This is a genomic window from Streptomyces sp. NPDC003042, assembly GCF_053591315.1.
In genome coordinates this window covers 1-14,927 of the sequence record NZ_JBSFTP010000026.1, presented here as the reverse complement: position 1 = coordinate 14,927, position 14,927 = coordinate 1, and the positions used below count along the sequence as shown (strand labels likewise).

16 protein-coding genes are annotated in these 14,927 nt (G+C 71.6%); 7 read left to right on the top strand and 9 right to left on the bottom strand.

What is annotated here, in order from left to right; translation table 11 throughout:
* Positions 1-42: 42 nt before the first annotated feature.
* From ispF to ACWDYJ_RS15615, 3 genes are all read right to left on the bottom strand, one after another.
* Positions 43-528 (bottom strand): 2-C-methyl-D-erythritol 2,4-cyclodiphosphate synthase, encoded by a 486-nt coding sequence (ispF, locus tag ACWDYJ_RS15625; protein ID WP_451566128.1) that lies wholly within the window; start codon positions 526-528, stop codon positions 43-45.
* A 226-nt stretch (positions 529-754) separates the two neighbouring features.
* Positions 755-1,501, bottom strand: coding sequence for a 2-C-methyl-D-erythritol 4-phosphate cytidylyltransferase (gene ispD / locus ACWDYJ_RS15620; protein WP_451566069.1), 747 nt, complete (start codon positions 1,499-1,501; stop codon positions 755-757).
* A 246-nt stretch (positions 1,502-1,747) separates the two neighbouring features.
* On the bottom strand, positions 1,748-2,230 hold the full coding sequence (locus ACWDYJ_RS15615) for a CarD family transcriptional regulator (protein WP_003953493.1): 483 nt from the start codon (positions 2,228-2,230) through the stop codon (positions 1,748-1,750).
* Positions 2,231-2,840: 610 nt separating this feature from the next.
* On the opposite strand from ACWDYJ_RS15615, the gene ACWDYJ_RS15610 reads away from it, so the two are divergent.
* Complete coding sequence (locus ACWDYJ_RS15610) at positions 2,841-3,524, top strand: DUF461 domain-containing protein (RefSeq protein ID WP_451566068.1); 684 nt, start codon at positions 2,841-2,843, stop codon at positions 3,522-3,524.
* 197 nt (positions 3,525-3,721) lie between these two features.
* Here ACWDYJ_RS15610 and ACWDYJ_RS15605 read toward each other — a convergent pair whose 3' ends face one another.
* Positions 3,722-4,402 carry a response regulator transcription factor gene (locus tag ACWDYJ_RS15605; protein WP_030387286.1) on the bottom strand — a complete coding sequence of 227 codons (681 nt, stop codon included), beginning with the start codon at positions 4,400-4,402 and terminating at the stop codon, positions 3,722-3,724.
* Positions 4,399-5,637, bottom strand: coding sequence for a sensor histidine kinase (locus ACWDYJ_RS15600; protein ID WP_451566067.1), 1,239 nt, complete (start codon positions 5,635-5,637; stop codon positions 4,399-4,401). The genes ACWDYJ_RS15605 and ACWDYJ_RS15600 overlap by 4 nt, the downstream gene beginning before the upstream one ends.
* Before the next feature lie 203 nt (positions 5,638-5,840).
* Here ACWDYJ_RS15600 and phoU point away from each other — a divergent pair, with 203 nt between their 5' ends.
* Together phoU and ACWDYJ_RS15590 are read left to right on the top strand one after the other, a co-directional pair.
* On the top strand, positions 5,841-6,518 hold the full coding sequence (phoU, locus tag ACWDYJ_RS15595) for a phosphate signaling complex protein PhoU (RefSeq protein WP_451566066.1): 678 nt from the start codon (positions 5,841-5,843) through the stop codon (positions 6,516-6,518).
* Between the two features lie 125 nt (positions 6,519-6,643).
* Positions 6,644-6,796 (top strand): hypothetical protein, encoded by a 153-nt coding sequence (locus tag ACWDYJ_RS15590; protein ID WP_451566065.1) that lies wholly within the window; start codon positions 6,644-6,646, stop codon positions 6,794-6,796.
* Between the two features lie 83 nt (positions 6,797-6,879).
* Here ACWDYJ_RS15590 and ACWDYJ_RS15585 read toward each other — a convergent pair whose 3' ends face one another.
* The gene (locus tag ACWDYJ_RS15585) at positions 6,880-7,140 is read right to left on the bottom strand and encodes a hypothetical protein (RefSeq protein WP_451566064.1); all 261 of its coding nucleotides are present in this window, start codon (positions 7,138-7,140) and stop codon (positions 6,880-6,882) included.
* A 471-nt stretch (positions 7,141-7,611) separates the two neighbouring features.
* On the opposite strand from ACWDYJ_RS15585, the gene ACWDYJ_RS15580 reads away from it, so the two are divergent.
* Complete coding sequence (locus ACWDYJ_RS15580; RefSeq protein WP_451566063.1) at positions 7,612-8,187, top strand: DUF1062 domain-containing protein; 576 nt, start codon at positions 7,612-7,614, stop codon at positions 8,185-8,187.
* A gap of 108 nt (positions 8,188-8,295) precedes the next feature.
* Here the strand turns inward: ACWDYJ_RS15580 and ACWDYJ_RS15575 are convergent, their stop codons facing one another.
* A complete protein-coding gene (locus tag ACWDYJ_RS15575) occupies positions 8,296-9,057 on the bottom strand; it encodes a phosphoglyceromutase (RefSeq protein WP_451566062.1) in 762 nt (253 codons plus the stop codon).
* Between the two features lie 141 nt (positions 9,058-9,198).
* On the opposite strand from ACWDYJ_RS15575, the gene ACWDYJ_RS15570 reads away from it, so the two are divergent.
* A complete protein-coding gene (locus ACWDYJ_RS15570; RefSeq protein WP_451566061.1) occupies positions 9,199-10,491 on the top strand; it encodes an MDR family MFS transporter in 1,293 nt (430 codons plus the stop codon).
* Between the two features lie 37 nt (positions 10,492-10,528).
* Here ACWDYJ_RS15570 and ACWDYJ_RS15565 read toward each other — a convergent pair whose 3' ends face one another.
* On the bottom strand, positions 10,529-11,020 hold the full coding sequence (locus ACWDYJ_RS15565) for a YbjN domain-containing protein (protein WP_451566060.1): 492 nt from the start codon (positions 11,018-11,020) through the stop codon (positions 10,529-10,531).
* Positions 11,013-12,395 carry a D-inositol-3-phosphate glycosyltransferase gene (mshA, locus tag ACWDYJ_RS15560; RefSeq protein WP_451566059.1) on the bottom strand — a complete coding sequence of 461 codons (1,383 nt, stop codon included), beginning with the start codon at positions 12,393-12,395 and terminating at the stop codon, positions 11,013-11,015. Before mshA ends, ACWDYJ_RS15565 begins: the two co-directional genes overlap by 8 nt.
* A gap of 289 nt (positions 12,396-12,684) precedes the next feature.
* Between mshA and ACWDYJ_RS15555 the strand changes: the two genes are divergently transcribed.
* A complete protein-coding gene (locus ACWDYJ_RS15555) occupies positions 12,685-13,518 on the top strand; it encodes a class I SAM-dependent methyltransferase (protein WP_451566058.1) in 834 nt (277 codons plus the stop codon).
* A 211-nt stretch (positions 13,519-13,729) separates the two neighbouring features.
* Positions 13,730-14,821 (top strand): NlpC/P60 family protein, encoded by a 1,092-nt coding sequence (locus tag ACWDYJ_RS15550; RefSeq protein ID WP_451566057.1) that lies wholly within the window; start codon positions 13,730-13,732, stop codon positions 14,819-14,821.
* The last annotated feature ends 106 nt before the right edge of the window (positions 14,822-14,927 follow it).

Below are 14,927 nucleotides of genomic sequence, written 5' to 3'. Positions count from 1 at the left end.
GTCGGGGGTCGTACGAGGTCCCGTACGGGTGTTTTTCCCGGGTCACCCCCCCTGGGACGTCGCCGTCCGGTAGACGAGGGCGGTGGCGATGGCGGCGAGCCCCTCGGCCCGGCCGGTCAGACCGAGGCCGTCGGTGGTGGTGCCGGAGACGGAGACGGGGGCGCCCACGGCGGCGGAGAGCTCCTTCTGCGCTTCTTCGCGCCGCTTGCCGATCTTCGGGCGTACGCCGATCACCTGGATCGCGACGTTGCCGATCTCGAAGCCCTCGGCGCGGACGATGCGGGCGGCTTCCGCCAGCAGGGTGACGCCGGCGGCGCCGGACCACTCGGGGCGGGACGTGCCGAAGTGCGCGCCGAGGTCGCCGACACCGGCGGCCGAGAAGAGCGCGTCGCAGGCGGCGTGGGCGGCGACGTCCCCGTCGGAATGCCCGGCGAGCCCGTCCTCCCCCTCCCACAACAGCCCGGCGCACCACAGCTCCCGCCCGGCCTCGAAGGCATGCACATCGGTCCCCACGCCGACGAGCGGCATCACGACCGGGCCCACAGGACCGGCGGACGTGATGCCTCCGGCCGCGTCGGCAGGTCCGGCCGCGTCGGCAGGTCCGGCAGACCCGGCGTTCCCAGCCGCCCCGGCGGACGGAGCGGCGCCGGCCGCGCCGACAGGACCGGCCTGGGCGGCGGGCCCGGTGGACCCGGCGGCGGCAGCCGCGTCAGCGGACCGGGCCCGGCCGGGAGAACCCGCGGAACCAGCGGAGCTAATAGGCATCGGTGGCCCTCCTGCGGGCGAGAACGGCCTCGGCGAGGACCAGGTCGAGCGGGCGGGTGACCTTGAAGGCCTCTTCGTGGCCCGGGACGGCCACGACGGTGACCCCGAGCCGTTCCACCATCCCGGCGTCGTCGGTCGCGCCCTCACCGTTGACGGCGATCTTCTCGTGCGCGCGCAGCAGCGTGGCGAGGTCGAAGCCCTGCGGGGTCTGCACGGCGCGCAGCCGCGCCCGCTCGGGCGTGGCGACGACCGGTTCGGGCTCGCCGGGCCTGCCGGGCTCGACCTCCTTGACCGTGTCGGCCAGCGGCATCGCCGGCACCACGGCCGGGGCGCCGTCGCGTACCGCCTCGACGACCGCGTCCACGGTGTCGACGGGGACCAGCGGGCGGGCGGCGTCGTGGATCAGTACGGCGGTGATGTCCTGCGGGAGCGCGTCCAGGCCGGCGCGCACGGACGCCTGGCGGGTCTCCCCGCCGGGGACGACCATGATCTCCGTGCGCTCGGGCAGCGCGTGCTCGTCCAGCATGTGCCGCACCTCGGCGACCCCGTCGGAGGGCGCGACGACCACGACGAGGGACACCGCGCGGGAGCGGGCCATGGCGCGGACGGCGTGGATGAGCATCGGCGTCCCGCCGAGGGTCCGCAGGGCCTTGGGGGCTCCGGGGCCGAGGCGTACGCCGCGGCCGGCGGCCGGGATCACGGCGGCGGTGCGGTGGGGGCGCGATTCGTCAGACATCAGTAGCTCCGAGCCAGGTTTGTGACTTCGGCCGACATGGGTATGGCCTGAAGGGTGCCGGGTGCGACGCCCTCGCCCCTTCCGTGACGACCGGTCGAGCAGGCTGCCCGGACCCGGTACACCAGGAAAAAGGGATGTAACCAGACATGCCGCAGCGCCCGGCAACAGCCCTCTCGTGGAGGAGAGGGCTTGTCATCGGGCACCGCGGCACAACTGTGAACACTGCGTGGTGAACGGGGCTTCGCGTCAGGACGCGAGTACCTCGTCGAGGAGGGCCTCGGCCTTGTCCTCGTTCGTGTTCTCCGCGAGCGCGAGCTCGCTCACGAGAATCTGGCGCGCCTTCGCGAGCATCCGCTTCTCACCGGCGGAAAGCCCACGCTCACGCTCACGACGCCACAGGTCACGCACCACTTCGGCGACCTTGATGACATCGCCAGAAGCGAGCTTCTCCAGATTTGCCTTGTAGCGCCGGGACCAGTTCGTCGGCTCTTCTGCATACGGTGCGCGAAGCACCTCGAAGACCCGGTCCAGCCCGTCCTGGCCGACTACGTCGCGAACGCCGACGAACTCTGCATTGTCCGCAGGCACGCGTACCGTCAGGTCACCCTGGGCAACCTTGAGCACCAAGTAGGTCTTGTCCACGCCTTTGATCTGGCGAGTCTCAATGGCCTCGATCAGCGCGGCCCCGTGATGGGGATAGACCACGGTGTCGCCAACCTTGAACGTCATGTGACAGGTACCCCTTCCGTGGCTATCAAGGGTAACACGAGAACGGACTGTTATGAATGGCGTTTTCGCAGGTCAGGGCACATCTCGGGGCTTGACAACAGCGATACGAACGTGCTGCGAAGGGCTTCCGGAAGGGGGTATTCGCAGGTCGGAGGCGCTGTGCGGACCAGGCGAAACGGCCACGCTACACCCGGCGGGTCCGTCCGCGAGAGTGACGTACGTCCCGTTTTGCCGGTTTCAGATGCGGGAAACCGAAGTACTCCGTTCGACTGGCGGCCACCCGTACGGCGCGGTTCCGGCCCAATCCCGGAATTGATCAAGGGGCCGCGTCCGGGGGAATCCTGAAATTGATCACTGGAGCGGTCCGCGGACGATCTACGGCCGGATCCGCGACCCCTCTACGGGTGATCTACCGGTGATCTACGGGCGATATGGGAATGGAAGATCGCGGGACCGGCTCAGGGCGGGGCGCGCGCTGCGGAGGGTCGGGTGCGGGGGCAGGGCGGCGGCTCGGTAACCTAAGCGCGCTGACACACCCTTAGGGCGGCTTTACCTCGGCCGTCCCGAGCGTCCACCCGCCCGTCCGTACGTCCTAGGAGTTGCCGCCGCCGTGAGCCGCAGCCTTCGACGCGGCGCCCTCGCCGCTTCTGCCGTCGTGTTCTCGATCGCCTCGCTCGCCGCGTGCGGCGCGGGCAACGACGCGCAGACTCTCCAGATCAGGCCGGACAACGCCGCTGCCACCAAGGGCGACATCAAGATCCAGAACGCGCTCGTGATCACCCCGGGCGAGAAGGACAAGAAGGGCCCGGCCGCCATCTCGGCGACGGTCTTCAACTCCGGCGACAAGCCGCAGACCCTGGACGGGATCACCCTGCCGGGTGGCAAGGCCAAGGTGACCCTGAAGCCCGCCGGGGGCTCGGGCAAGATCACCGTGCCCGCCGGCGGCTCCGTGCTGCTGGGCGGCAAGGACAACGCCTCCGCCCTCATCGAGGGCGGCGGCATCGTCGACGGCGACGCGCAGAAGGTCGTCTTCCAGCTGAGCAGCACCGGCGACGTCCCGCTCGACGCCTTCGTCGTCCCGGCCGCGGGCATGTACGCGGAGTACGGCCCGACGGTCGCCCCGAGCGCCGCGGCCTCCCCGGCGGGCACCCCCTCGGCCGGCCCCTCAGGCACCCCGGCGGGCAAGCCGTCCGGTTCGCCGTCGGGCTCGGCGTCCGGCAGCCCCTCGGCCGGTGCCTCCGGCACCCCGGCGGGCAAGCCGTCGGGCTCCGCCTCGCACGCCGCCGGCCACTGAGGCCCGTAGCGCCACAAGGAAGGCCCCCAGCCGCACTGGCTGGGGGCCTTCCCTATTCACTCACCACACACCGCCGGCTTACGGCTCGAACTCCTCCCCCGTGCGCCGCTCGCGCGGCACGGCCCAGGGGGCCGCACCGGCTTCGAGGCGCTGCGCCGGCCTCCGACCGGCCGTGGGAGCGCACGAACACCGCCGGCTTACGGCTCGAACTTGTAACCCAGACCACGCACCGTCACCAGATAACGCGGCGCACCGGGATCCGGCTCGATCTTGGCGCGCAGGCGCTTGACGTGGACGTCCAGGGTCTTGGTGTCGCCGACGTAGTCCGCGCCCCACACCCGGTCGATCAGCTGCATACGGGTCAGCACGCGGCCCGCGTTGCGCAGCAGCATCTCCAGCAGGTCGAACTCCTTCAGCGGGAGGTCCACCTTGCCGCCCGCGACGGTGACCACGTGCCGGTCCACGTCCATCCGTACCGGGCCCGCCTCCAGGGCCGCGGGGGTGACCTCCTCCGGCTCCCCGCGGCGGCGCAGGACCGCGCGGATGCGGGCGACCAGCTCCCGGGAGGAGAAGGGCTTGGTGACGTAGTCGTCGGCTCCTATCTCCAGGCCCACGACCTTGTCGATCTCGCTGTCCTTGGCGGTCACCATGATCACGGGGACGTTGGAGCGGCCCCGCAGCTGCCGGCAGACCTCGGTGCCCGGCAGGCCGGGCAGCATCAGGTCGAGGAGGACGAGGTCGGCGCCGTTGCGCTCGAACTCGTCGAGCCCGTCGGGCCCCGTCGCGGCGATCGCGACCTCGAAGCCTTCCTTGCGGAGCATGTAGGACAAGGCGTCGCTGAAGGATTCCTCATCCTCTACGACGAGCACACGGGTCACGGAAGGACCTCCGGGGCAGGGATGACTGTTTCTGGTTCGTGCAGGGGTCGGGCGGGTGCGTGTGCCGTCGCCTGGGCCGGCGCGGCTGCCTCGGGGAGTCGCAGGGTGAACGTGGAGCCCTGGCCCTCCGAGCTCCATACCGACACCTCCCCGCCGTGCGAGGCCGCGACGTGCTTCACGATCGCGAGGCCGAGCCCGGTTCCGCCTGTGGCGCGGGAGCGGGCCGGATCCACGCGGTAGAAGCGCTCGAAGATGCGCTCGCGGTCCTTTTCCGGGATGCCGATGCCCTGGTCGGTCACGGCTATCTCGATCAAGTTTCCACCCGGCGCGGTCACCCGGCGCGCGGCGATGCCGACGCGGGTGCGGGCGGGACTGTAGTTGACGGCGTTCTCCACCAGGTTGCCGAGGGCGGCGGCCAGCTGGCCGCGGTTCCCCCAGACTCGCAGGTCGGCGGTGCCTCCGGCGGCCATGGTGATCTGCTTGGAGCTCGCGGTGTGGCGGCAGCGGTCCATGGCCTCCGCCACGAGCGTGTCCACCCGTACCGGCTCGGCGTCCTCCAGCGGGTCGTCGTTCTGTACCCGGGAGAGGTCGATGAGCTCCTGTACGAGGTTGATCAGGCGGGTCGACTCGATCTGCATCCGGCCCGCGAAGCGGCTGACCGCCTCGGGGTCGTCGCAGGCGTCCATGACCGCCTCGGAGAGCAGGGAGATCGCCCCGACCGGGGTCTTGAGCTCGTGCGACACGTTCGCGACGAAGTCACGGCGTACGGCCTCGATGCGGCGCGCCTCGGTGAGGTCCTCGACCAGGAGGAGCACCAGGCGGGAGCCGAGCGGGGCGACTCGGGCGGAGACCGCGAGGGCCTCGCCGCGGCCCGTGCCGCGCCGGGGCAGGTCCAGTTCGACCTGGCGTATCTCCCCGTCGCGGCGGGTGTCGCGGGCCATGTGGAGCATGGGCTCCACGGCGAGTTTTCCGCCTCGGACCAGACCGAGGGCGTACGCCGCCGAGCTGGCCTTGACCACCGCGTCGCCCTCGTCCAGGACGACGGCGGAGGAACGGAGGACGGAAAGTACGGTGTCCACGCCTGGCGGGAGCACCGCATTGATGTCGGGGCGCATGGAGCTCCGGGTGGGGCGGGCCTGGTCGCGCTCGCTCCAGCGGAACGCCAGCATGGCGATCACACCGGTGCAAAGACCGGCGATCGCTGCAGCTGCGGCGACCGCCGCGTTCACGTCCATGGATCCAGGTTAAGCAGGCACGACGACACTTCCACAGCCGTTCGGGTGGCACCTCGAACAGTCGTCGCCCAGAGTTCACCCTGGCGACGGGGTTGATTCACTTGTGGTGCCGGAGTCCGACGCGTTGGCGGCCGAACGTGTCAACGTGGGGCAAGAGGCCACGCAGCAGGCGAGTAGGCAGCAGCAGGCGAGAGAGGGACACCATGCGGGACGCGTACCACGAGGAACTGGACTCGATCGGAGAAAGCCTGGTCGAGATGGCCCGGCTCGTCGGTTCCGCGATCGGGCGGGCCACCACCTCCATGCTCGACGCCGACCTGAAGCTGGCGGAGAGCGTCATCGCCGCCGACCAGAAGGTCGACGACCTCCAGCACGACCTGGAGGCGCGCGCCATCGCGCTGCTGGCCCGGCAGCAGCCGGTCGCCACCGACCTGCGCATCGTCGTGACCTCGCTGCGGATGAGCGCCGACCTGGAGCGCAGCGGAGACCTCGCGCAGCACGTGGCGAAGCTGGCGCGACTGCGCTTCCCGGACACGGCGGTGCCGCGGGACCTGCACGCCACCATGCTGGAGATGGGACAGCTGGCGCAGCGCCTGATGGCGAAGGCGGCCGAGGTCATCATCACGAAGGACGTCGACCTGGCGCTCCAGCTGGAGCAGGACGACGACGAGATGGACCAGCTGCACCGCACGCTGTTCCAGCACCTGATGGACGACCGCTGGCAGCACGGCATCGAGACGGCGGTGGACGTGACCCTGCTGGGCCGCTACTACGAGCGGTTCGCGGACCACGCGGTGTCGGTGGCGAAGCGCGTCGTGTACCTGGTGACGGGCGAGCACGCTGACGAGCTCCAGCACCCGACGCCGGCCGAGGGCGTCTGACCCGTCCGGACCCTTCCTGACCCTTCCTGACCCCTCCTGCCTCAATGCGCCGTTGACGCGCCGGTGTGGCTGGGCATGAATGAGGGCGAAGGCACGACGACGACGTGCGCCCACGAGGAGGGTCCATGCCCGATTCCCCCGTCCCCGTCACCCCGGAGCAGGAACAGGCGCAGTCCAGGCCGGAGCCGCTGCGCCTGCCGCTGCTCGCGGCCTGCGGCTGCGGCTCCGGCTGCGGCTGCGGCTGCCAGGCCGGCGCCCCCTGCCAGTGCGGCGGCTGACACCGCCCACCGACTCGACACGCGCGGGGCCCCGTCCGATCCTCGGACGGGGCCCTGTTCGCGTGCCGCGCTGTCTCAGTTCCTCAGTTCGCGCCGGCCGCCCTCACCCGCGCGGCCGAGGCGGCGGGAGCCACCGGCGCGGTCACGGCCTGCTTGACGGTGGCCGTGCCCGTGGTGAGGGACAGGACCGAGAAGCCGAGGAGATTGACCCTCGGCCCGTCCCCGGGCGCCGCCGGACCAAGGATCGAGAGAACCGGCCCGTCCGCCTGGGCGGGTGCGACCCCGAACGCGGCCAGCGCCACTGCCCCCGCGAGCACTACCGCGTACCGACTGAAATGCCTCATGTGACCTCTCCTTGTTCCGCCTGCCTCAGCGATCGGAACTTAGGGCCACCCGGCACACACCTCCCGCACGCAGCGCCGCATTTCCCCCGTCTGCCGGATAAAAAAACCCCCGCCCGCGACGCGGCGCGAACGGGGGTTGACGTGCTCCGGGGTTACTTCTTGCCCTGGGCTGACGGGCCCGCCTCCTGCCCCTGGTCAGAGGGCCGCGCACGCTGACCGACCTGTCGGCGGATGGTCGTGTTTCGCCGTTGTCCGTCGTCCTCGGTGGCCCTCGGAGGGCCAGCCCCCGCCCGAAAATCAGTCGAGCCCTACTCCCGTGTGCCGTTACCGTTCTCCCGCCCACAATCGCCCTGTCAAGGACGTGCCGTTGTACACCAAGTGAGACCCCCCGAGCGCTGATCCGTCGCGCGTCGCACATGTGCGCCGCGCTCCTTTTCGCTGCGGTCTTCTCACTGGAACCGGTGTATTTCTGTGTCCAAAAGCTGGGTGGTCGTGCCCACCTGCCTGCCGATAGTTCTCCGCCGTTGCCACAGGTGCGCCTCCGGGCGCTTCCGGGCGAACGGCAAATTCCGCGTCAACGCGAACCACAAGCTCCTCGACGCCTGGCTCCTCGCACTGTGCGCCGAGTGCGGGGACACCACCAAGCTCACTGTCCTGGAGCGGATGAACGTGCGTTCCGTACAACCCGAGCTCCTGAACCTGCTGCACGACAACGACCCCGGCCTGGCAGCCGAACTGCTCCAGGACCCGGTCGTACGGCGCCGCAATCGCATCGCCCTCGACTGGGACAACGCCTGGCGCCTCGACAGCGGCGCGCCGGATCAGCCGCATCAGCCGCATCAGCCGCATCAGCCGGAGGGTGAGGCGATCGAGGTCTCGGTCCGCTTCGCGGCGCGGATACCCGTGCGGCCGGTGCGACTGATCGCCGAAGGTTTCGGCTTTTCACGAGCCGAGGCCGAGAGACTGCTCGCCGAGGGGAACCTCGTGTCGACAGTCCGCCTGAGCGGCAGGCTCTCGGGCGACTTCACCTTCACGCTCAAGCGCTGAGTCCTTCCGGCCCGGGGCATCCCGCGCTGAGGGCCCACAGCGGGCCCAGGGCAAACGAATGCCCCCGATCTGCGCCGCGTGCGCAGGTCGGGGGCGTGATCGCTCTTCTTACTTCTTCTTGCCCTGGTTCTTGACGGCCTCGATGGCGGCCGCCGCGGCGTCCGGGTCGAGGTAGGTGCCGCCCGGGGTGAGGGGCTTGAAGTCGGCGTCCAGCTCGTAGGCGAGCGGGATGCCGGTCGGGATGTTGAGGCCCGCGATGTCGGCGTCGGAGATGCCGTCCAGGTGCTTGACCAGGGCGCGCAGGGAGTTGCCGTGCGCGGCGACCAGGACCGTGCGGCCGGCCAGCAGGTCCGGGACGATGGCGTCGTACCAGTACGGCAGCATGCGGACGACGACGTCCTTGAGGCACTCGGTGCGGGGACGCAGCTCCGGCGGGATCGTCGCGTAGCGCGGGTCGTCGGACTGCGACCACTCGGTGCCGTCCTCGAGGGCCGGCGGCGGGGTGTCGTAGGAACGGCGCCACAGCATGAACTGCTCCTCGCCGAACTCGGCGAGCGTCTGGGCCTTGTCCTTGCCCTGGAGGGCGCCGTAGTGGCGCTCGTTCAGGCGCCAGGAGCGGTGGACCGGGATCCAGTGACGGTCGGCGGCCTCGAGCGCCATCTGCGCGGTGCGGATCGCGCGCTTCTGGAGCGAGGTGTGCACGACGTCGGGGAGCAGGCCGGCGTCCTTGAGCAGCTCACCGCCGCGGACCGCCTCCTTCTCGCCCTTTTCGTTGAGGTTGACGTCCACCCAGCCGGTGAACAGGTTCTTCGCGTTCCACTCGCTCTCGCCGTGACGGAGGAGGATCAGCTTGTACGGTGCGTCGGCCATGCGTACGAGCCTAATGGACGCCTCGGGGCGCTCGCGCGCGGCGCCGATTGACGGTCGGCGTCAATTGAGTAGCGTCCCTGCGGCACCCCTCGTAACGTGCGCAGTGCAAGATCGACGCTTACACGCCCGGGGGGATTCCTTATGTCCGTTGAGAGTCTGAGACGGGCCGCCCGGGAGAGCGTGTCGGGTCTGCCGCGCGCGTTCTGGTGGCTGTGGGCAAGCACGCTGGTCAACCGGCTCGGGGCCTTCGTCGCCACCTTCATGACCTTGTACCTGACCCTGGACCGGGGCTACTCGGCCTCCTTCGCGGGGCTGGTGGTCGCTCTGCACGGGCTCGGCGGGGTCATCTCCTCGCTCGTGGCTGGGGTGATGACCGACCGGCTGGGGCGGCGGCCGACGCTGCTCGCGGCGCAGGCCTCGACCGCCTTCTCGGTGGCGCTGCTGGGGTTCATGGAGCACCCGGCGGCCATCGCGGCGGTGGCCCTGCTGGTCGGTATGACGTCCAACGCCTCGCGGCCGGCGGTGTCGGCGATGATGGCGGACATCGTCCGGCCGGAGGACCGCGTACGGGCCTTCGCGCTCAACTACTGGGCCATCAACCTCGGCTTCGCGATCAGCGCGATGGTGGCGGGGCTGGTGGCGGAGTACAGCTACCTGGCCGGGTTCCTGGGCGAGGCGGCGCTGACGCTGGTCTGCGCGGTGCTGGTGTACGTGAAGCTGCCGGAGTCGCGGCCGGTGAAGGACGCCGCCGAGATCGCGGAGGCCGGGCCGGAGGTCGGGCTGGGGACCGTGCTGCGGGACGGCCGGTTCATGGGGGTCGTCGGGCTGTCGTTCCTCATCTCGCTGATCTTCACGCAGGGCTCGGTGGGCCTGCCGGTGGCGATGGGCGCGGCCGGGTTCTCGGCCGCGGACTACGGGCTGGCCATCGCGGCGAACGGGGTGCTGATCGTGGTGCTCCAGATCCCGGTGACGCGGTTCATCGAGCACCGGGACCCGCAGAAGCTGCTGGTGGTCTCGGCGCTGCTGGCCGGGTACGGGTTCGCGATGACGGCCTTCGCCGGGCCGCTGTGGGCGTACGCGCTGACGGTGTGCGTGTGGACGCTGGCGGAGATCGTGAACTCGCCGACCCAGATGGGACTGGTGGTACGGCTGTCGCCGGTGCACGGGCGGGGGCGCTACCAGGGGATGTACACGATGTCGTGGGCGGTGGCCTCGCTGGTGGCGCCGCTGATGGCGGGTTTCGTGATCGACCGGCTGGGAGCGAACTGGCTGTGGGGGGCCACGGGCGTCCTGGGCACGCTGGCGGCGGTGGGGTACTGGCTGCTGATGCGGGGGCTCTCCGGCGACGACGCCGGTACGGGTACGGCTGCGGGTACGGGGGGTTCCGCTGCCGCGCCCGTGCCCGCGCCGCTCGCGGCGGCCGCCCAGGGGTGACGACCGGGGGATGACGACCGCCGGGTGACGACCGGGGTCAGGCCGGGCGGGTCAGGTGCTTGAACGCGTCCAGGTTGAAGGTCGGTTCGCCGCGCGAGACGCGCCACTCGTACTCGCGCCGGATCGCGCCCGCGAAGCCCAGCTCCAGCAGGGTGTTGAACGCGCCGTCCGCCGCCTCCAGGACCGTGCCGAGCAGGCGGTCGAGGTCGTCCGGGGTGACCACGGACAGCGGGAGGCGGGCCGTCAGGTAGATGTCGCCGAGCGGGTCGACCGCGTAGGCCATCCCGTACAGCTTGAGGTTGCGCTCCAGCAGCCAGCGGTGGACGCCCGCCTCGTTCTCGTCGGGGTGGCGGATGACGAAGGCGTTGACCGAGAGCGAGTGCCGTCCGGCCCGGAGCGAGCAGGTGGTGCTCAGCTTGCGGGTGCCGGGGAGCTGGACGACGTACGAGCCCGGCTCGGGGCTCTCCCAGCTCAGCTCGGCGCCGGTCAGGACGCTCTCGATGATCGCGGCGGTGTCAGCGTCAGCCATGGTGGGAGCGTACGCGACGGCGGTGATCATGCATGGCCGCGGTGTAGACGTCGGCCGTGCCGCTCGCGGCGGTGTCCCAGCCGAAGAACTGGGCGTGACGCGCGGCCGCGTCGCCCATGCGGGCCGTGAGCGCGGGATCGTCGACGAAGCGCCGCAGCTCGCGCGCGTAGTCCACCGGGTCGTGGCCGGGTACGAGGATCCCCGTCGTCCCGTCGTTGACGGCGACGGGCAGCCCGCCGACCTCGGCGGCCAGCACGGGCGTGCCGGCGGCCTGGGCCTCTATGGCGACGAGCCCGAAGGACTCGCTGTAGGACGGCATGACCAGCACGGACGCCGCCCGGAACCAGTCGGCGAGCTGGTCCTGGCCCACCGGCGGGTGGAAGTGCACGAGGTCGGTGATGCCGAGCTTCGCGGCGAGCTTCTGCAGCTGCTCGGGCTTGGCGAGGCCGCTGCCGCTGGGGCCGCCGACGACGGGGACGAAGAGGCGGCGGCGCATCGACGGGTCGCGGTCCACCAGCTCGGCGACCGCGCGCAGCAGGATGTCGGGGGCCTTCAGGGGCTGGATCCGGCCCGCGAAGAGCGGGATCACGGCGTCCTGCGGCAGGCCGAGGCGGGCGCGGGCGGCGGCCCGGCCGTCGCCGACGGTGAAGCGGTCGAGGTTGACGCCGGGGTGGACGACGGCCACCTTGCCGGAGTCGGCCTCGTAGTGGCGTACGAGCTCGTCGGCCTCCTCGGCGGTGTTCGCGATGAGGCGGTCGGCGGCGGCCACGATCTGGGTCTCGCCGATGACGCGGGCGGCGGGCTCGGGGGTGTCGCCCTCGGCCAGCGCCGCGTTCTTGACCTTGGCCATGGTGTGCATGGCGTGGACGAGCGGCACGCCCCAGCGCTCGGCGGCGAGCCAGCCGACGTGGCCGGAGAGCCAGTAGTGGGAGTGGACGAGGTCGTAGTAGCCGGCGCGGTGGCCGGCCCACGCCTGCATGACGCCGTGGGTGAAGGCGCACAGCTGGGCCGGGAGCTCCTCCTTGGCGAGGCCTTCGTACGGGCCCGCGTCCACGTGGCGTACGAGGACGCCCGGGGCGAGTTCGACCGTGGGCGGCAGGCCGCCGGTGGTCGCGCGCGTGAAGATCTCGACCTCGATGTTGATCGCGGCGAGGCGCTTGGCGAGCTCGACGATGTAGACGTTCATGCCGCCGGCGTCGCCGGTCCCGGGCTGGTGCAGCGGTGAGGTGTGCACGCTGAGCATGGCCACGCGGCGCGGCTTGCGGTGGTGGCCGACGGCCGGCAGGCGCAGCCGGGGCGGGTCGTGGCGGGTACCGCGGGCGGCGGCGATGCGGCCGCTGATACTGCCGCCGAGACGGGACACGTACTGACTCAAGGGAGCAGTTCCTCTCGCTCGGACGACTCGCTCGCACGCGGCCCGGACGGACGGGCCCGGACGGACGCGGCTCGCACGGACGCGGCCCGGACGGGCACGGCCCGCACGGACGCGCGGCTCGCACGGGGCACGGACGACCGCCGGGACGACGACACAACGGCAGGAGCGCGGTCGGCGCCCTGCAAGGAGTGCAACCCGCACGGCCGTGCCCCGCATTCCGGGGCCGGGAAATTACCCCTCGGTTTGCCGGATTTTTAGCTTGCGCGTGCCCTGCGCATACGCTCGGCGCATGGTCTCCCGCAACACTCCGCAGCCCCCGCAGCCGTCTTCGCGGCCCACCGGCCGGCCGGTGGGGACGGTGACGCGCGGGACCACCAACCCGAACCGGCTGCGCCGCATGGACCGCTGGATCGCCGCGACGCACGGGGCCGCGCTGCGGCGCGCGGACGCACCGGTCGCGGTGGACCTCGGCTACGGGGCCGCCCCCTGGACGGCGGTCGAGCTGCTGGCGCGGTTGCGGACGGCGGCGCCGGCGGTGCGGGTGGTCGGGATCGAGATCGAGCCCGCGCGGGTGGCGGGGGCGAAGCCGTACGAGCGGGAGGGGCTGAGCTTCCGGCACGGCGGCTTCGAGGTGCCACTGGACGGCGGGGAGCGCCCCTTGCTGATCCGCGCAGCGAACGTACTGCGCCAGTACGACGAGGAGCAGGTCGCGGAGGTGTGGCAGCGGCTGTGCGCGCGGCTGGCGCCGGGCGGGTTGCTGGTGGAGGGGACCTGCGACGAGATCGGCCGGCGGCACGTATGGGTCGCACTGGGGCGCGAGGGGGCGCGCACGGTGACGTTCGCGACCCGGCTGGGCTCCCTGGAGCGCCCCTCGGACCTGGCGGAGCGGCTGCCGAAGGCGCTGATCCACCGGAACGTGCCGGGCGAGCCGGTGTACGCCTTCCTGCGCGACTTCGACCGCGCGTGGGCGGCGGCGGCGCCGTACGCCTCGTACGGGGCGCGGCAGCGCTGGATCCGGACGGCGCGGGCGCTGGCCGGGGACTGGCCGCTGGCGGACGGGCCGGGGCGGTGGCGGCAGGGAGAACTGACGGTGCGCTGGGAGGCGTTGCGCCCGGCAGGGTGAACCTCGGGGGGCGGGGAACCGGTGTCGGAAGCCGCCCGTTGAGTCGTCAGGGGTGGGCGGGACGTGGGCGGTGATGATCGGGGGGTCCTCGGAAGGGTGTCGGATTTCACCGAGTCGTGGCACCATCCCGGAGGCAGTGACAAGTTACTGATGAATAGTCAGATCTGATGTCGGGTGATGTCGGTTCTGGCTCGGGGCACCTGGGGGAGCCATGGGGACCGCGAAGCAAGCGTCGCGACGGCAGGGAGTATCCGCTCTCACGCTGCTGTGCGCGATGGCGATACTGACGGCACCCGGGCTCGCGGCGGGCATCGCGCACGCGGCACCGACCCCTCCGCCGTCCCCGTCGGCCCCACGTGTGGCGGGGGAGAAATCCCTCGACCAGATCCGCAAGGAAATAGAGGACCTCTACCGCCAGGCCGGCACCGCCACGGACGCGTACAACCTCGCCGAGAGCGAGGCCAAGGCGCAGTCCGAGCGGATCGTCGAGATTGCCAAGCTGGTGGTGGCGGGCCAGGACCGGATCACCGGCCTGAAGGACCGCGCGGGCGCCGCCGCTCGCGCCCAGTACCGCTCGGGCGGCCTGCCGCCGGGCGCGACGCTGGCGTTGAGCGACAGCCCCGGCCAGTACCTCGACGGGGCGGGACGGTTGCGGCAGGGCGAGAAGGCCACGACGGACCTCCTCTCCGAACTGAACCGCACCCAGGCCGACTTGGAGCGGTACGCGAAGGACGCGGGCGCGGTCTGGCAGAAGCTGGAGGAGAACCGGGTCAAGCAGGAAGCCGCGAAGAAGCAGGTCGAGGAGAAGATCAAGGCGGCGGAGGACCTGGAGAACAAGCTGGAGGCCGAGGAGAAGGCCCGCCTCCTCCAGCTGGAGCAGGAAGCGCAGTACAAGGCCCAGACGGCGTGGCTGTCGACGGGCGCGATGAAGGACGTCAAGGGCTCGGCGACGGAAGCCGGGCAGCGGGCCGTGCGGTTCGCCACCGCCCAGATAGGGAAGCCGTACGTCTGGGGCGCCGTGGGACCCGGTTCGTACGACTGCTCGGGACTGACGTCGCAGGCGTGGCTGGCGGCGGGCAGGGGCATCCCGCGCACGTCGCAGGAGCAGCTGCGGCTGCTGCCGAAGGTCGCGCTCAAGGACATGCGCCCGGGCGATCTGATCGTCTACTTCGACGACGCGAGCCACGTCGGGATGTACGTCGGCGACGGCGCGATGGTCCACGCCCCACGCCCCGGCCGCAACGTGACGATGGCGGGCGCGGGCTCGATGCCGATCAAGGCGGTGGTCCGCCCGGACGCGTAAGCCCTGGCCGGGCGGTTGGCAGGGGTCGGGTCGGGGGGGTTGGGGGGGGGGGGGGGCGGCGGACAACCCCACCCCCCCCCACCGCGGGGAAGGGGGGGGGCCCCCC